Below are 13,132 nucleotides of genomic sequence, written 5' to 3'. Positions count from 1 at the left end.
TCCGCTACTCGGCGCTTTCGCCCTTCTTGCCAACGCGTACGGCGAGTACGTCGCACTGGGCGCCGTGCAGCACGCCGGTGGAGGTGGAGCCGAGCAGCAGGGCGAAGCCGTGCCGGCCGTGTGAGCCGACCACGATCAGGTCGACGCCGTTTTCCTGGGCGAAACGGTGGATCTCGGTGTCGGGCATGCCGACCAGCACGTGCTGGTTTTCCTTGGCCACGTGCGGATCGGCGATCTCGGCCAAGCGCTGCTTGGCATGTTCGTCCAACTGATCCTGAATGCTGGTGAGATCCATCGGGATGTCGCCGCCATAGGCAAAACCCAGCGGTTCCAGCGTATGCATGATCGAGAGCTTGGCCTGGTTGCGCTCGGCGATCTGCAAGGCTCGTTCTAGCACCTTGTGGGAATCCTTGGTCAGGTCGACGGCGACCAGGATATGACGATATTCATTGCTCATGGCAGGGCTCCTGCGTAACGGCATGTGATCGATATGCCTTCACTCTAGGACGGCTGATGAATCAAGACAACGACTTGCGTCAAGAATCAGGAGAAAGCGGATGGTCTGGCTAGTCATTCTGGCGGCAATGCTGTTGATGATCTCCCCAGTGATGTGGCTCAAGCCCAGCCCCCGTCAACGCCGCATCGTGCCGCTGCGCAATGCGGCGGCCAAGGCGGGGGTCAGAGTAGTGCTGGAAAAGCCGCCGCTGCACGGTATCGAAACCGCCATGCCGGGTTACCGTTGGAGTTATCCCGCTGCCGCACCGGGGCCGCACTTCCTGCTGGTGCGGGCCAGCGAAGCCAGCGACCTGCTCAAGCCCTGTGTGGCCGGCTGGCGCTGGCGGATCGAGCCGCTCCGGTCCCTACCTCAAGCGGCGCGCGAGCCGCTCGAAGCGCTGCTGACTCGCTTGCCACAGGATGCCCTTGTGATCGAATCCAACGAGAGCGCCATCACCCTGTGGTGGTGGGAGTCGCAGACGGCGGAACGCTTCACCACCTATCTCGACGACTTTCGCCGGCTGCGCGATGCCTTGGCTGGACGTGCCGATCGAGGCGGAGTCAAACCTGACTTCGGTGCCGGCGCGACCGGCGACTGAGCGTTCAGCCCTCGCTTTCTCTGGCCTGGATGGCCAGACCGTTGTTCTCGATATGCTCGAGCAGGGCGTCGAGCTGGCGGATATCCGCTTCGCTGAGCCCTTCCAGCATCTCGCGCCGTGCCTGGGTTACAACCTCGTCGATCTGCTCGAGTAGCGGATCTGCTGCTGCGGTCAGGAATACCCGCTTGGTGCGGCGGTCCTGCTCGCAGGGGCAGCGCTCGATCAGCCCCTGCTCCGATAGCTGGTCAAGCGTACGTACCAGGGAAGGTGCCTCCACGCCAATCGCCCGTGCCAGATCGCACTGGGGCTGCCCATCGCCGAGTCGCCATAGGTGGTATAGCGTGATCCAGCGCGTTTGCGTCAGGCCCAACGGAGCCAGGCGACGATCGATGATGGCGCGCCACAGGCGAGGCAGACGTGACAGTCGGAAGCCGATGTTCTGGTGCATGGGACTCCGCTTAATCGTTGAATTTGTCGAATTGTCCGGACCCCGTGCGTGTAATGCAACTTGTCTCGTCAAGTAACCGAGCCTCGGTGCGTCGATAATGGCATCAATGGTCAGGTTTGCCATTCACTCCGGCACGCATCCGGCTGGCGGCGATGAGACTGTTCGCTTCCGGGACGCCAGTGCAGCGCCCCGACCGGGACGTACCTGCACCCCATGCGCACAAAGCGTCCTCGAGGGCTTGACGCGCCGCCCGGAGTGCACCAAGCTTCCGTAATCAAACGGCCGTATGAAACTGGCACTCCTCCAACGTCAACCTCTGTGTGGAGATTCGTGGATGATCTATCAAGGCAACGCCATCACGGTGGCACGCGGTACCGGGAACGGGGGCGAAGACATCGCCATGCTCACCTTCGATCTGAAGGGCGAGTCCATCAACAAGCTGTCCAGTGCCGTAGTTGCCGAGCTGGACGAGGCCGTACAGGCCATTCGCGCCGAGAACGGCCTGAAGGGGCTGGTGATCGGCAGCGGCAAGGAGGCCTTCATCGTCGGGGCCGACATCACCGAATTCCACGGCATCTTCGAGAAGGGCGAAGCGTACCTGGTCGAGATGAACCTCAAGGTGCACGAGATCTTCAACGCCATCGAGGATTTGCCTTTCCCCACGGTGACTGCCATCAACGGGCTGGCGCTGGGTGGCGGGTGCGAGGTGACGCTGACCACCGATTTCCGCGTCATGGGGGATAAGGCCAAGATCGGCTTGCCTGAGACCAAGCTCGGCATTCTGCCCGGCTGGGGGGGCTGCGTGCGCCTGCCACGCCTGATCGGCTCCGATAATGCCGTGGAGTGGATCGCCGGCGGCGGCGAGAACCGTGCCGATGCCGCCCTCAAGGTAGGCGCAGTGGATGCCGTGGTACCGAACGATCAGCTCGAGGCGGCGGCACTGGACATCCTCGCGCGAGCCAACGCCGGTGAACTCGATTACCAGGCACGCCGAGCCGAGAAGACCGGGCCGCTCAAGCTCAACGCCATCGAGCAGATGATGGCCTTCGAAACCGCCAAGGGCTATGTGGCCGGCAAGGCCGGGCCGCACTACCCCGCACCGATCGAAGCGATCAAGGTGATCCAGAAGGGAGCCGGTGAGGAGCGCGCCCGCGCCCAGGCCATCGAGGCCAAGGCTTTCGCCAAGTTGGCGATGACCGATGTCTGCTACAACCTGGTGGGGCTGTTCCTCAACGACCAGGTGGTCAAGAAGAAGGCCGGCAAGTACGAGAAGCAGGCCAAGGCGGTCAAGCAGACGGCAGTGCTGGGGGCCGGCATCATGGGCGGCGGTATTGCCTATCAGAGCGCCTCCAAGGGCACGCCGATCCTGATGAAGGACATCAAGGAGGAGGCCATCGAGCTGGGCCTGAAGGAGTCGCGCAAGCTGTTCGCCAAGCAGGTGGAACGCGGCAAGCTCTCCACCGAGCAGATGGCGGAGAAGCTGACCCTGATCCGTCCCACGCTCTCCTACGGCGACTTCGTCCATGTCGACCTGGTGGTCGAGGCGGTGGTCGAGAATCCCAAGGTCAAGGATGCGGTGCTGACCGAGGTGGAAGGCCTGGTGAGCGAGGACACGATTCTCACCTCCAATACCTCGACCATCTCGATCACCCGCCTGGCTCAGAACCTCAAGCGCCCCGAGAACTTCTGCGGCATGCACTTCTTCAATCCGGTGCACCGCATGCCGCTGGTCGAGGTCATTCGCGGCGAGAAGACCGGCGACGCTGCCGTGGCGGCTACCGTGGCCTACGCCCGCGCCATGGGCAAGACGCCGATCGTGGTCAACGACTGCCCCGGCTTCCTGGTCAATCGCGTGCTCTTCCCCTATTTCGGCGGCTTCAGCCTGCTGGTCGAGCAGGGCGCCGACTTCCAGCGCGTCGACAAGGTGATGGAGAAGTTCGGTTGGCCCATGGGTCCCGCCTACCTGCTCGACGTGGTCGGCATGGACACCGCCGTGCACGCCAACGAAGTGATGGCGGAAGGCTTCCCCGACCGCATGGCGCGCGACGCCAAGTCCGCGATCCAGGTGATGGTCGAGAACGAGCGCCTGGGGCAGAAGAACGCCAAGGGTTTCTACGCCTACGAGGAAGACAAGAAGGGCAAGCCGAAAAAGGTCAGCGACGAGCAAGCCTATGCGCTGGTCAATCAGGTCGTCCAGCAGGAGAAGGAGTTCTCCGACGAGGACATCATCGCCCGCATGATGGTGCCGTTGTGCCTGGAGACCGTGCGTTGCCTGGAAGACGGCATCGTCGAGACGCCGGCCGAAGCCGACATGGCGCTGATCTACGGTATCGGTTTCCCGCCGTTCCGCGGTGGTGCGCTGCGCTACATCGATGCCATGGGCGTGGCTGAGTTCGTCAAGCTGGCCGACGGGCTGGCTGAGGAGCTGGGGCCGCTCTACGCCCCCACTGACAAGCTGCGCCGGATGGCCGAGTCCGGCGAGCGCTTCTATTCCACCCAGGGCCAAGGCTGAATCCACCACGAGCAGGAGGTGAGTTGAAATGAGTTTGAATCCAAGAGATATCGTGGTGGTCGACGGCGTCCGCACTGCCATGGCCAAGGCCAAGAACGGTGCCTTTCGTCACGTGCGCGCCGAGAATCTTTCCGCTGCGGTGATGCAGGCGCTGTTCGATCGTAACGCCGGCCTCGACCCGGCCGAAGTCGACGACGTGATCTGGGGCTGCGTCAACCAGACCCTCGAACAGTCGATGAACATCGCCCGCAACGCGGCGATCATGACCGGCATCCCGCGTACGGTGCCGGCCCAGACGGTCAACCGTCTGTGCGGTTCCTCGATGACCGCACTGCACATTGCTGCGGCCAACATCAAGGCCGGCATGGGCGACTTCTATGTCATCGGCGGTGTGGAGCACATGGAGCACGTGCCCATGACCCATGGTGTCGATGTCAACCCGGCGGCCAGCAAGTATGCCGCCAAGGCGGCGATGATGATGGGCCTCACCGCCGAGCTGCTGGGCAAGATGCACGGCGTGACCCGCGAAGAGCAGGACAAGTTCGGCGTACGCTCGCACCAGCGCGCCTACGCAGCGAACCAGAAAGGCTATTTCGACAACGAGATCGTCGGCGTAGAAGGACACGACGAGCGAGGCTTCCGTACGCTTTTCAAGCACGACGAGGTGGTGCGTATCGACGCCAGCCTCGAGGAGATGGCCAAGCTCAAGCCGGTGTTCGATCCTCGCAGCGGTACCGTTTCGGCCGGTACCTCCTCGGCGCTCTCCGTAGGGGCCTCGGCCATGGCCATCATGAGCTACGAGCGTGCGCGTGCTCTGGGCCTCGAGCCGATGGCACGGGTACTCTCCACTGGGGTGGCGGGCTGCGATGCCTCGATCATGGGCTACGGCCCGGTGCCGGCCTCCAAGAAGGCGCTCAAGGCGGCGGGCTTGTCGTCGGAGGACATCCAGACCGTCGAGCTCAACGAGGCTTTCGCCGCTCAGGCGATCCCGGTGCTCAAGGATCTGGGCTTCCTCGATGCCATGGACGAGAAAGTCAACCTCAATGGCGGCGCCATCGCCCTGGGTCACCCGCTGGGCTGTTCCGGCGCGCGTATCTGCACCACGCTGCTCAACGTGATGCGCCAGCAGGATACCGCATTGGGGCTCGCCACCATGTGTATCGGTATGGGGCAGGGGGTGGCGACGGTTTTCGAGCGATTGAAATAAGCGCTCAAGCAGGCGCCTGCCATAGCCAGCGGCCTCGCCCTTTCAGGGGCGGGGCCGTTTTATTCGTTGACGCCCAAATCGTCGAACAATAAGATGCATTTGCTATGCACCTTTTAAAAATCATTATGAGGGTGTCTCCATGGGCCTCAAGAATCTGTTCAAGAAAGACAAGGCGGAAGACAAGCAAGCCGTCCAGGCTTTTGAGCCTGAAGCGACAACAACGGCGGCTGCGGACACCAACTCAGGTGAAACCGTCAGCACCGAGGCAAAGAAGAAGGCGAAGCATGGGGAGCCAGGAGTCTGCGGATCATGCAGCAACTGATACCCGGCCGATAATCGTAGCCAAACGAAAGGCAGCGGGTAAGCCCTGCAAGGGATATCCGCTCTTTTCCAACTCTCGGATGTTCCAAGCCTGGCCGGTGCTAGAGCACGCCCGCCTCGAGCCCGGCCGCCAGGTATAGGCCTAGCTCCTCCACTTGAGTTACGAACCTATCCTGCCACTCCCCACGCAGGATCAGCGGCTCCTGTACCCAACGCCAGCGCAGCCCGGTGACGATGCTCTCCACCGCCCGGCACGTACCCGTACCGTCATGGCCGGCGCGGACGTAAAGCGCGCAGGGCAGCCCCTGCTTCTCCTCCAGTACCGCGTAGTAGCTGCGATCGAAGAAATCCTTGAGCGCACCGCTCATGTAGCCGAGGTTCTCGGTGGTCCCGAGCAGGATGGCGTCGCTTGCCCGAATGTCCTCGGGGCCGGCTTCCAGAGGAGCCTTGACCACGACCTCGACCGCCTCGATATCGGCATGCCTGGCACCGCGCGCCGCGGCGTCTCGTAGCGCTCGGGTATTGAGTGAAGGCGCATGGGCCACGATCAGCAATTGTTTCATGTTTGACAGTCTACTGGCTTTTTCCGACGCTGTTTCGGCACCTTCCGGTTTTCAACAGACAGGAGGAATCCAGGCCATGGCCTTTGCACTTTCGAACATGCAACTGGAGAGTTCCGCCTTTCAGGCGCATGGGAGCATCCCTACCCGACATACCGGCGAGGGCGAAGACATCTCGCCGGCACTGAGCTGGAGCGGGGCCCCCGAGGGAACCAAGGGCTATGCCATCATCTGCCACGACCCCGATGCCCCCCTGGTTCAGCACGGCAGCTATGGCTTCGTGCATTGGCTGCTCTACAACCTGCCTGCATCCACCACGACTCTGGCCGAAGGCAGCAGCGACGGCAAGAGCGGCAAGAACGATTTCGGCAAGCTGGGCTACGGTGGTCCGATGCCGCCTGAGGGACACGGTGTGCATCACTACTATTTTTGGGTGCTGGCGCTCGACAAGCCGACCGATCTACCCGAGGGACTCGGGCTCGGGGAAATGCTCAAGCAGCTCGAGCCCCATCTGCTCGGCATGAACCGGCTGATCGGCACTTACCGTCGTGGCTGACATCGTGGCATAGCGTTCATGGCAGTCACGGAGGATTGCGATGTTCGATTGGCTCAACCAGCACGGAGAGACCATCTCCGTGCTGACTGATATCGGCACTCTGCTGATCTGGCTGGTCTACGCCCAGCTGCTCTATTTCGGCTTCCGTCGCCAGCGTCGTCCGCGCCTGTTGATTAACCGCGGCAGAAAAAAGGACATCGATGCATTGTGCATCATCAGCAACATGAGCGCCGAGCCGGTTTTCATCCAGCACATCGTCGCCGAGCTGGAGACCTCACAAGGCGTCATTCGCCTCGACGTGACCGATCGCACGGAGAGCTACAGCGACGGAGACGAGCATCGGCAGGAGGATGATTCGGCAGCCACGACGAATCCATCACCCATCGTGCGCGACGGTTCTCACCAGGGGCCATTGGGATCGGGCGACTTCGTGCATATCGATAGCTTCGGTGCCCTGACTCGGCGCCTGGCCCACGATGGGGGGATCGAGATGGCGGGATACCGGCCGCTGAATGACATCGTGTTCCATGCTCTGACCGTCCGCCTCATCTGTGTCTACGGCTCGGAGGATTTGCCGGTCGGTGCCGAGCGGCGCTTCGAATTCATCAACGAGCAGCCGGGCTGCGGCCTGGTACCGGCCACCTGGGATACCAAGCGCCTCTCCTCGCCCTGGCAGCGGCGGCGACTGTGCCGCGAGATTACTCAGTGGAACCGCAAGAATGATCTCTCTTCTACCGGTGAATCAGAGGGTTGAGTGACGGGGAAAGCGCCTTTTCCAAACGGTGATTACGGTTAATTTTCGTTGCGCAATAGGCCGATACAAAGTCGTTTTGCATGCAAAGGTTTCCAGGTCTAAGTTGGGTTACTACCAGTTGGATGACTGGCGTTTCGCTTGGATTCAAGGAGGAGCATGCGATGAAAAACGATGTACAGGATTTGTTCCCTACGCGACTGGAACGCAAGCTCGGCATGTTCGAGCGTATCGACCCCGTGGTTTATTCCGAGGGGGCAGAGCGTGCCGATGGACCGCTGAGCGAGGAGCAGGTTCGCGAATACGAGGAGAAAGGGTTCCTGTCGTTCGAAGGTTTCTTCGACCGGGAAGAGATGGAGGCCTTCATTCGGGAGTTGCGTGAGTACGAAGAGGACGAGGACCTCAAGCTGTCGGAGGGCACCATCCTGGAGCCGGGGCGTGAGGAGATTCGCTCCATCTTCGGTATCCACGAGATCTCCGAACGCTTCAGTCGCTTGACGCGCGATCCGCGGCTTTTGGCCATGGTCGAGCAGCTTCTCGGTGGAGGCGTGTACATTCACCAGTCGCGAATCAACTACAAGCCGGGCTTCAAGGGCAAGGGCTTCGATTGGCATTCCGACTTCGAGACCTGGCACAGCGAGGACGGCATGCCCCGCATGCGTTCGCTGAGCTGTTCGATCGTGCTGACCGACAACGGCGAGTACAACGGCCCGCTGATGCTGATCCCCGGCTCGCACCAGTATTTTGTGCCCTGCGTGGGGCGTACTCCGACCGACAACTACAAGGAATCCCTCAAGAGTCAGGATGTCGGGGTGCCCGACAATGCCAGCCTGCGCGAGCTGATGCTGAAGGGGGAAATCGAGGCACCCAAGGGGCCTGCAGGCACCCTGGTGATGTTCGAATGCAATACCATGCACGGCTCCAATACCAATATGTCGTGCTGGCCGCGCAGCAACCTTTTCTTCGTTTACAACAGTGTCGACAACGGGTTGCTGAATCCCTTCTGTGGTAATCGCCCGCGCCCCGAGTTTTTGGCCAACCGTAAGGACTGGAATCCGCTCGAGCCGATTGGGTGAGAGGCCGGCAGGCGATGCATATGGCATTGCTCGCTTGGTGCACCTGCCGGTGAGTTGCGTCAGAGCCTGCTGCTTCGGGGTCTGACGCTTCAGCGCCGTGCCTGCACCCGCAGGCGTACGTAGTCGGCCGTCCAGTTGCCGTAGCCGTCGCGCAGGCTCGGTGCCAACAGCGACTCCGCATCGTCCAGTATCGCCTCGCGAAGGTCTTCGTCGAGACCGTGCAGGAAAGGGTTAGCGAAGGTGGCGAGCCAGCCGGCTATCCCGGTCGGCAGGCGTGTCGGACGTGGTATCAGCTCGATGGCATTGACTTTGAACCCCGCTGCCTCCAAGGATTCCCGGTACTCTTCGGGAGTCGGGAAGAACCAGGGGAAGCGGGCCTTGCCGCTGATGCCTCGCGCCTGGAGTGCCGCCAGTATGGCGGTGCAGATTGCCGCCACGTTGCCGTGTCCGCCAAATTCAGCGACGAAGCGCCCGCCCGGCTTGAGGGCGCGATAGATTCCTGCCACGACGGATTCGTGATTCAGCATCCAGTGCAGGGCGGCATTGCTGAACACCGCATCGAATTCGCGCTCGAAGGGCAGGTGATGCGCGTCCAGAACGCGGGCATCGAGCCCGCGGGACCGGGCTGCCTCGATCATGTCGTGTGAAGCGTCCACGCCGACGACGGTGGCCCCGGATTTCGCCAGCCGCTCGGTGAGAGTGCCGTCGCCGCATCCCAGGTCGAGTATGCGCTCCCCGGGGCGAGGGGCGAGCAGTCTGGCCACCGTGTCGCCCAGCTCGGCGACGAAATCGGCGTTGTGCGCATAGGCAGCGGCGTTCCATTGCTGGCCCGGGGCGTTGTACGAGGCGTCATTCATGGCGGTGCTCCAGGGGTGAGGCGCGTCAGGTCTTTGCCTATCAGAATACTCCAAACCGAGCCAAACCATCGTGTTCCTTGCAAGTAGGCGGGGTCATCTTATCGCCGGTATCTCGCCGCGGGCCGCCAGTTCCTGAGGCAGCAGGGCGGCATAGATCAAGGCGTGCACCGGCGTCTCCACGCCAACCGAGCGCCCCAGACGCACCACGGCGCCATTCTGAGACTCCAGCTCGGAAGGTTCGCCGGCGAGGATGTTGCGCTGCATGGAAGAGGTGCTCTCGGCCGGCATGGCGTCGATGAACTGCATGGCGCGGGCGACGGCATCGGAGGGAAAAGCGACGCCATGGCCGCGGGCCACCTGGTCGATCTCCTCGAGCATGGCTTGAATCAGGCTGCGCGTCTCCGGCACCTGACGCGTGACGCCGATGGGTGCCCTGCTAATGCTGCCGATTCCGCTCATGGCGCAGATAAAAAGAAATTTGCTCCATTGGGCGACGCGAATATCGTCGGGAATCTCGGCGCTGACGCCACGCGCCTTGTCGAAGGCGGCCTTGAGTCGTGCGGTCCTGGCACTGCTGTGATTGTCTCGTTCGCCAAAGCGCACGAAAGGATCCACGCCGGCATGACGTATCCTGCCTGGCGCTTCCCGCCAGGCCAGGATGCCGCACAAGCCGTCGAGAACTGGTGCATCACCCAAAACCTCGGCCAGAATATCGGCGGCTTCGACGCCGTTCTCCAGGGGCAGCACCAGGGTGTCGGGTCCGACCAGGGGCCGGATCGATTCAGCCGCCTCGCGCACCTGCCACGCCTTGACGGCCACGATGACGCAATCCACCTCGCCGACGCCGGCGGGGTCGTCCGTGGCCTGGACCCGGGGTAGCGTCACGTCTCCCTTGATGCTGCGCACGTGCAGCCCCTGGTTCAGCATGGCGGCGAGGTGTTCCCCGCGGGCAATGAACGTGACCTCTTCACCCGCTTCGGCCAGGCGGGCGCCGAAGTAGCCACCGACACCGCCGCTACCCATGATGGCGAATTTCATGCTGCCTCCTGTCGATTCAGTCTCGTTTCTCGGAGCATAGCGGCAAGATGGCCGGCGTGTGTGCCTCTCCTGCTGCCGAGGGGCGCGACGGGCTCCATGGCTAGCCTGCGACAAGCTTGCTGCAGGTCATGACGGGCGTCATTGTGCTGCCCAGCACGGTGGAAATGCGGCAGACTGAAGTCAACCGTCCTCGTGGAAGATATCCGCCGTATGAGCCGAGTTCAGCCGCCATCAACGAGCAGTGCCCCGCCCATGGATGACGCCGGGTTGCCCCTCGCGCTGTGTCGCGTGGCCATCGACACGTACCGTGAAAACGTCGCCTACCTGCACCGCGAGTGCGACCTGTATCGCGCCGAGGGCTTCCAGGCGCTGTCGAAGGTGGAAGTCCGTGCCAATGGCCGGCGCATTCTGGCGTCACTGAACGTGGTCGATGACGTTGCCATCGTCGGCCACACCCAACTGGGTCTCTCGGAGGATGCCTTCTCGCTGTTGGGTGTTGAAGAGGGGCACGCCGTCAGCGTGTCGCAGGCGGAGCCGCCCGCATCGATTCCGGCTCTGCATCGCAAGATCGCCGGTGAGCGTCTGTCGCGCAGGGACTTTCGCGAGATCATCCAGGACATCGCCGAACTGCGCTATTCGAAAATCGAACTGACGGCTTTCGTCATGGCCTGCGAGCTCGGCGAGCTCGACCGAGAAGAGATCTTCTACCTCAGCGATGCCATGGGGCAGGTGGGGCGACGGCTCGATTGGCACGAACATCCCGTGGTCGACAAGCACTGCATCGGCGGGATACCCGGCAATCGTACCTCCATGCTGGTGGTGCCCATCGTGGCGGCACACGGCCTGCTGTGCCCCAAGACCTCGTCGCGCGCGATCACTTCACCTTCGGGAACCGCCGATACCATGGAGGTGCTGGCCAAGGTCGAGGTACCCTTCGATGAATTGGGTGAGTTGGTGCGTACTCACCGTGGCTGCGTGGCATGGGGCGGCACCAGTGAACTATCGCCGGCCGATGACGTGTTGATCTCGGTGGAGCGGCCGCTATCCATCGATTCGCCGGGGCAGATGGTCGCCTCCATTCTGTCGAAGAAGGTCGCAGCCGGCTCGACGCACCTGTTGCTCGACATTCCCATCGGACCGCATGCCAAGGTGCGTTCCATGCCGGAAGCCCGCCGCTTGCGCAAGCTGTTCGAGTTCGTGGCCGGTCGCATGGGGCTGGTGCTGGACGTGGTGATCACCGATGGCAGCCAACCCGTCGGTCGGGGTATCGGCCCAGTACTGGAAGCGCGTGACGTGATGCGAGTGCTCACCAACCACCCCGAGGCGCCCATGGACCTGCGTCAGAAGTCATTGCGCCTGGCGGGGCGCATGCTGGAGTTCGACCCCGACATTCGCGGCGGGGATGGCTTCGGTATTGCCCGTGACATTCTGGACTCCGGCCGGGCCCTGGAGAAGATGCAGGCCATCATTCGCGCCCAGGGGGAGAAGCCCTTCGACCTCGACAACCCCGAACTGGCGCCGCATCGGTTCGAGGTGCTGGCACCTCGGGGCGGGGTGGTCACCGCCATCGACAATCTACGGCTGGCGCGGATCGCCCGTCTGGCCGGGGCGCCCAAGGCCAAGGGGGCCGGCGTCGATCTACTGGCACAGATCGGCGACCGGGTCGTACAGGGCCAGCCGCTCTACCGGGTCCATGCTGCCTTTCGTAGCGAACGCGGCTTCGCCCATCAGTGCAGCGAACGTGACAGCGGCTACAGTATCGGTCAGCCGGACGAAATCAACCGCTTGAATGTGGAGTTCTGATGCACGCAGCCCTGCTCTATTTCGACGAGGAGTCCAGGCCTGCCGAACGCCTGGCCTCGGTGGCCGGTATCGAAGCTCATGTGGTCGGCTGCCACCGTTTTCCCGACGAGGAGTTGTGCCTGCGCCTGCCTGATATCGACCTGCCTGCTTGCCTGGTCATCTATCGCAGCCTGGATCGCCCCAACGACAAGCTGGTCGAGCTGATGTTGCTGGCGCGCCACGCACGTGAGCGCGGCGTCGAGCGCTTGGTGCTGGCGGCGCCCTACCTTGCCTACATGCGCCAGGATACGGTTTTTCATCCCGGCGAGCTGGTCAGCCAGCGCCTGGTCGGGGGCTTTCTCGCCGAGCTGTTCGACGCCGTGATTACCGTCGATCCGCATCTGCACCGTATCGAGCGTCTCGAGCAGGCGATTCCCGTGCGTCATGCCATTGCCCTCTCCGGTGCTGCGCCGTTGGCCGCGACGATCGCCGAGCGGCGCAGCGATGCCCTGCTGCTGGGCCCCGATGCGGAATCGTTGCAGTGGGTGGAGAGCGCAGCCAGCATCGCCGGGCTCGCGTATGCCACCTGTACCAAGGAGCGCCATGGCGATCGTGACGTCGACATTACGCTGCCCGACCTGACCATTGCCGGCCGACGCATCGTGCTGCTGGACGACGTCGCCAGTTCCGGCCGCACTCTGGCGCGAGCCGCCGAGCGGGTGCTCGCCGCCGGCGCGGCCAGCGTGGACGTAGCGGTGACCCATGCGCTGTTTGCCGGCGATGCCCTTCAGGTCATTCGCCAGGCCGGCGTGGGGGAAATATGGAGCACCGACACCATTGCCCATGAGAGCAATGTCGCCTACATGGCATCTGTCCTGGCCCAGGCGCTGGAGCAGGTGCTTGGAGAAGTAGCGGGTGGGGGCTAGCCAA

Annotated in this window: 14 protein-coding genes; 9 read left to right on the top strand and 5 right to left on the bottom strand. The window is 62.9% G+C overall.

Translation table 11 applies throughout. The annotated features are described in order from the left end of the window. Window positions 1-4 precede the first annotated feature (4 nt). Entirely contained in the window at window positions 5-457 is a 453-nt protein-coding gene (locus tag HNO53_RS14715; protein WP_209473316.1) for a universal stress protein, read from the bottom strand. A 100-nt stretch (window positions 458-557) separates the two neighbouring features. Between HNO53_RS14715 and HNO53_RS14710 the strand changes: the two genes are divergently transcribed. After that, window positions 558-1,094: a preprotein translocase subunit YajC gene (locus tag HNO53_RS14710; protein WP_209473314.1), complete on the top strand. Its 537-nt coding sequence runs from the start codon at window positions 558-560 to the stop codon at window positions 1,092-1,094. Between the two features lie 4 nt (window positions 1,095-1,098). Here the strand turns inward: HNO53_RS14710 and slyA are convergent, their stop codons facing one another. Beyond that, window positions 1,099-1,542 (bottom strand): transcriptional regulator SlyA, encoded by a 444-nt coding sequence (gene slyA / locus HNO53_RS14705; RefSeq protein WP_209473312.1) that lies wholly within the window; start codon window positions 1,540-1,542, stop codon window positions 1,099-1,101. Between the two features lie 334 nt (window positions 1,543-1,876). Here slyA and fadB point away from each other — a divergent pair, with 334 nt between their 5' ends. From fadB to HNO53_RS14690, 3 genes are all read left to right on the top strand, one after another. Next, entirely contained in the window at window positions 1,877-4,054 is a 2,178-nt protein-coding gene (gene fadB, locus HNO53_RS14700; protein WP_209473311.1) for a fatty acid oxidation complex subunit alpha FadB, read from the top strand. 28 nt (window positions 4,055-4,082) lie between these two features. Beyond that, a complete protein-coding gene (gene fadA, locus HNO53_RS14695; protein WP_209473309.1) occupies window positions 4,083-5,261 on the top strand; it encodes an acetyl-CoA C-acyltransferase FadA in 1,179 nt (392 codons plus the stop codon). A gap of 139 nt (window positions 5,262-5,400) precedes the next feature. Continuing rightward, window positions 5,401-5,583 carry a CCGSCS motif protein gene (locus HNO53_RS14690; protein WP_209473306.1) on the top strand — a complete coding sequence of 61 codons (183 nt, stop codon included), beginning with the start codon at window positions 5,401-5,403 and terminating at the stop codon, window positions 5,581-5,583. A gap of 100 nt (window positions 5,584-5,683) precedes the next feature. Here HNO53_RS14690 and HNO53_RS14685 read toward each other — a convergent pair whose 3' ends face one another. Next, on the bottom strand, window positions 5,684-6,145 hold the full coding sequence (locus HNO53_RS14685) for a flavodoxin family protein (protein WP_209473304.1): 462 nt from the start codon (window positions 6,143-6,145) through the stop codon (window positions 5,684-5,686). A 76-nt stretch (window positions 6,146-6,221) separates the two neighbouring features. On the opposite strand from HNO53_RS14685, the gene HNO53_RS14680 reads away from it, so the two are divergent. From HNO53_RS14680 to thpD, 3 genes are all read left to right on the top strand, one after another. Next, window positions 6,222-6,698 (top strand): YbhB/YbcL family Raf kinase inhibitor-like protein, encoded by a 477-nt coding sequence (locus HNO53_RS14680; protein ID WP_209473302.1) that lies wholly within the window; start codon window positions 6,222-6,224, stop codon window positions 6,696-6,698. Window positions 6,699-6,738: 40 nt separating this feature from the next. Beyond that, a complete protein-coding gene (locus tag HNO53_RS14675) occupies window positions 6,739-7,452 on the top strand; it encodes a hypothetical protein (RefSeq protein ID WP_209473300.1) in 714 nt (237 codons plus the stop codon). Between the two features lie 161 nt (window positions 7,453-7,613). After that, window positions 7,614-8,525 (top strand): ectoine hydroxylase, encoded by a 912-nt coding sequence (gene thpD, locus HNO53_RS14670; RefSeq protein WP_209473298.1) that lies wholly within the window; start codon window positions 7,614-7,616, stop codon window positions 8,523-8,525. An 89-nt stretch (window positions 8,526-8,614) separates the two neighbouring features. Here thpD and HNO53_RS14665 read toward each other — a convergent pair whose 3' ends face one another. Then, entirely contained in the window at window positions 8,615-9,382 is a 768-nt protein-coding gene (locus HNO53_RS14665; protein ID WP_209473296.1) for a class I SAM-dependent methyltransferase, read from the bottom strand. A 93-nt stretch (window positions 9,383-9,475) separates the two neighbouring features. Then, the gene (locus tag HNO53_RS14660) at window positions 9,476-10,420 is read right to left on the bottom strand and encodes a 2-dehydropantoate 2-reductase (protein ID WP_209473294.1); all 945 of its coding nucleotides are present in this window, start codon (window positions 10,418-10,420) and stop codon (window positions 9,476-9,478) included. A 210-nt stretch (window positions 10,421-10,630) separates the two neighbouring features. Here HNO53_RS14660 and HNO53_RS14655 point away from each other — a divergent pair, with 210 nt between their 5' ends. After that, complete coding sequence (locus HNO53_RS14655; protein WP_240549174.1) at window positions 10,631-12,223, top strand: thymidine phosphorylase family protein; 1,593 nt, start codon at window positions 10,631-10,633, stop codon at window positions 12,221-12,223. Further along, the gene (locus HNO53_RS14650) at window positions 12,223-13,128 is read left to right on the top strand and encodes a ribose-phosphate diphosphokinase (protein ID WP_209473292.1); all 906 of its coding nucleotides are present in this window, start codon (window positions 12,223-12,225) and stop codon (window positions 13,126-13,128) included. The genes HNO53_RS14655 and HNO53_RS14650 overlap by 1 nt, the downstream gene beginning before the upstream one ends. The last annotated feature ends 4 nt before the right edge of the window (window positions 13,129-13,132 follow it).

This window comes from Billgrantia antri (assembly GCF_017868935.1).
Classification (GTDB): domain Bacteria; phylum Pseudomonadota; class Gammaproteobacteria; order Pseudomonadales; family Halomonadaceae; genus Halomonas; species Halomonas antri.
The sequence above is the reverse complement of the archived record's forward strand: the minus strand, read 5'-3'. Positions and strand labels throughout refer to the sequence as shown.

Coding starts and splice junctions, on each gene's coding strand:
- HNO53_RS14655 (WP_240549174.1), top strand. CDS start 10,631: ATGAGCCGAGTTCAGCCGCCATCAACGAGCAGTGCCCCGCCCATGGAT.
- thpD (WP_209473298.1), top strand. CDS start 7,614: ATGAAAAACGATGTACAGGATTTGTTCCCTACGCGACTGGAACGCAAG.
- HNO53_RS14650 (WP_209473292.1), top strand. CDS start 12,223: ATGCACGCAGCCCTGCTCTATTTCGACGAGGAGTCCAGGCCTGCCGAA.
- HNO53_RS14660 (WP_209473294.1), bottom strand. CDS start 10,420: ATGAAATTCGCCATCATGGGTAGCGGCGGTGTCGGTGGCTACTTCGGC.
- HNO53_RS14675 (WP_209473300.1), top strand. CDS start 6,739: ATGTTCGATTGGCTCAACCAGCACGGAGAGACCATCTCCGTGCTGACT.
- HNO53_RS14710 (WP_209473314.1), top strand. CDS start 558: ATGGTCTGGCTAGTCATTCTGGCGGCAATGCTGTTGATGATCTCCCCA.
- HNO53_RS14685 (WP_209473304.1), bottom strand. CDS start 6,145: ATGAAACAATTGCTGATCGTGGCCCATGCGCCTTCACTCAATACCCGA.
- HNO53_RS14665 (WP_209473296.1), bottom strand. CDS start 9,382: ATGAATGACGCCTCGTACAACGCCCCGGGCCAGCAATGGAACGCCGCT.
- slyA (WP_209473312.1), bottom strand. CDS start 1,542: ATGCACCAGAACATCGGCTTCCGACTGTCACGTCTGCCTCGCCTGTGG.
- fadB (WP_209473311.1), top strand. CDS start 1,877: ATGATCTATCAAGGCAACGCCATCACGGTGGCACGCGGTACCGGGAAC.
- HNO53_RS14680 (WP_209473302.1), top strand. CDS start 6,222: ATGGCCTTTGCACTTTCGAACATGCAACTGGAGAGTTCCGCCTTTCAG.
- HNO53_RS14715 (WP_209473316.1), bottom strand. CDS start 457: ATGAGCAATGAATATCGTCATATCCTGGTCGCCGTCGACCTGACCAAG.
- HNO53_RS14690 (WP_209473306.1), top strand. CDS start 5,401: ATGGGCCTCAAGAATCTGTTCAAGAAAGACAAGGCGGAAGACAAGCAA.
- fadA (WP_209473309.1), top strand. CDS start 4,083: ATGAGTTTGAATCCAAGAGATATCGTGGTGGTCGACGGCGTCCGCACT.